Below are 2,232 nucleotides of genomic sequence, written 5' to 3'. Positions count from 1 at the left end.
CGACCGGTCATGCCGGAAGTGCCACACGCTCTAGTCTCACACCACAACAAGGAGGTACGCCACATGAAGTTGTCTAATAGTCTGACCCTGTTGCTGGGAACGGCGGCGATGCTCGCCATGTATGGCTGCGGCAGCGACAACCGGGAAGGAAATCTTGATCAGCAGAGCGCCACTTTCCAGGCGTCGGCAGCCTGTATCAGCTGTCACGCCACGAACAAGATCTCGCCGGTCACTGGCGCCCTGATCGTCGAGGAGTGGAAGAAGTCTGCCCACAACACCAAGTCCGGCGCGGCCTGCACAGACTGCCACACCAACAGTGGCCACCCGAATGGCGGTTCCATCGTAGCAGCGGTTCAGGATACCCAGTGTGCCACCTGCCATACGACGACAAGGCTGGGATCTCCCCACTTTGCTAACTACACGACCAGCCTCGCGGCCCAGTTTGTGAGCCAGAGCGATGCCGCCGGCGTGCAGTGCCGCCAGTGCCACAACCCGCACGATACCACCTCCCTCATCCAGTACAACCGGGATTGGGCCGAGTCCGGCCACGGTAACGTCACGTACGTCCCAGGCAACGCCAGCGCCAGCAGCGTCAACTCCCACTATCCGTGGACCACTTCATCACGTGATGCCTGCTCCAAGTGCCACACCACCACAGGCTACAAGAAGTTCACCAACGGCGGCGTGACGGTTCTGAACGGTGTCGTTACCGCTGGCGGCCCGATCATGAGCAATGACAAGAAGAACGAAACTATCATGTGTTCGGCATGCCATACCAACTACAGCTGGACTCGTCGCGCTATTGGGGCCCAAACCCTTGAGTACACCTACAATGCTGTTGTGATCACTCTGCCGGATGCCAAGGACTCCAACCTCTGCCTCGTCTGCCACAGCGGCCGCGGCAACGGCCAATCCGCCCGGTCTTCGCGGTTCGCGGGTCACCACGCACCGACCGGCGCCGACCTGTTTGCGGAATTCACCCACCTTGGTTACGAGTTTGCCGGCCTCAGCTACGCGAAGCCGGTCTTCTTCAAGCACGACACAATCGGCCTAACTGACGGCTCCGGTCCGTGCGTCAGCTGCCACATGAAGGCGACGAACAGTCACACCTTCGAAGCCGTAACTAAGGATGCCACCGGCGTCATTACCGCCATCAAATCGCAGGCTGTCTGCAATACCTGCCACGGTACCTCCATGACCGCTGCCACGCTTGTGGAAGAGTCAGCCGGTTACCAGCAGGCCGGCACGATTCTGAAGGCCTATCTGGCCAATACGATCACGAACTACAAAAATGCTGCAATTACGTACTCTGCCGGAATGCCGAACAACGAGTATGGCGCATTCCAGAACTCGCAACTCCCGACGGAAGACCCCGGCGGGTATGTCCACAACCGCTTCTATGTCAAGCGTCTCCTGTTTGATTCCATCGATGCCCTTGACAACAACACGCTCGACGGTACCATCACCATAAACGCCACGACGTACCCGAAAGCGGCCGTCTGGTTCGGTGCCAGCGCCACAGCAACGGGCGCGGTGACCGTAACACGTCCGTAATGCTTGCCGTATGCAGAGGAAAAGCCCCCGCCGAAGCGGGGGCTTTTTTTGTGACAGATAACACCGAATGGCCTGACAAAATTGGTAACCAAATTTTGTCACTTGCCTGTCAAAAATATAGTGCATACAAATATTTGCCTAATCATATATTAGACTGTTTGAAATTTATGACCTGGATTCCAATTTACTGAAAATTCCATCTCTGTTCGCTCAGGCAGGAGCGGGAGATATATGTGGGGAGATACAGTAGGTGTCCGGTTTTATTTTTGTTTTAGTAGCGTACCTTTTTTCTTTCGAACGTGTATGCATTGACCTGCCTTAAGTTTTTCTTTCCCTTGCGACAACCGCATAGACCCGTCCCGTTGTTGGAAAAATCGTGGCGCTCTTTTTGCTTAATGAAAGATCGAGTGCCGGCGAGCGGCATATTTTTTGCCTGCTTAATGTAAGTAAGTGCTTGCATCATATCAAGGGTGTTCATTCGTTCCCCGACGAACTCTTCGAGGTTTGAGGGATCAAAGTGTCAACCTTGTTTTGTGGTTAAGAAAGCGACACCGGGACAAGGGAGGTGAGAGGAGATTACCGGAGGTTCGCACCTAGTGAAGTTGCTGATTTTGAGAGAAAGGAGGTCCACTGAATGGGAATCAAAGGGTTTACCCGCCTGCTCCTGCTTGCCGGCGT

Annotated in this window: 2 protein-coding genes; one reads left to right on the top strand and one right to left on the bottom strand. The window is 55.1% G+C overall.

What is annotated here, in order from left to right; translation table 11 throughout:
• The first annotated feature begins 63 nt into the window (after nt 1-63).
• Nucleotides 64-1,554, top strand: a complete 1,491-nt coding sequence (locus tag KI811_RS18345) for a cytochrome c3 family protein (protein ID WP_214187914.1) — start codon at nt 64-66, stop codon at nt 1,552-1,554.
• Between the two features lie 271 nt (nt 1,555-1,825).
• On the opposite strand, the gene KI811_RS18340 is transcribed toward KI811_RS18345, so the two are convergent.
• On the bottom strand, nt 1,826-2,032 hold the full coding sequence (locus KI811_RS18340) for a hypothetical protein (protein WP_214187913.1): 207 nt from the start codon (nt 2,030-2,032) through the stop codon (nt 1,826-1,828).
• Between the last annotated feature and the right edge of the window lie 200 nt (nt 2,033-2,232).

The organism is Geobacter hydrogenophilus, from assembly GCF_018501225.1.
GTDB lineage: Bacteria > Desulfobacterota > Desulfuromonadia > Geobacterales > Geobacteraceae > Geobacter > Geobacter hydrogenophilus.
This window is presented reverse-complemented; position numbering and strand designations above follow the sequence as displayed.

Excerpts from the sequence above, each read along its gene's own strand:
- KI811_RS18340 (WP_214187913.1), bottom strand. The coding sequence starts at position 2,032 with ATGAACACCCTTGATATGATGCAAGCACTTACTTACATTAAGCAGGCA.
- KI811_RS18345 (WP_214187914.1), top strand. The coding sequence starts at position 64 with ATGAAGTTGTCTAATAGTCTGACCCTGTTGCTGGGAACGGCGGCGATG.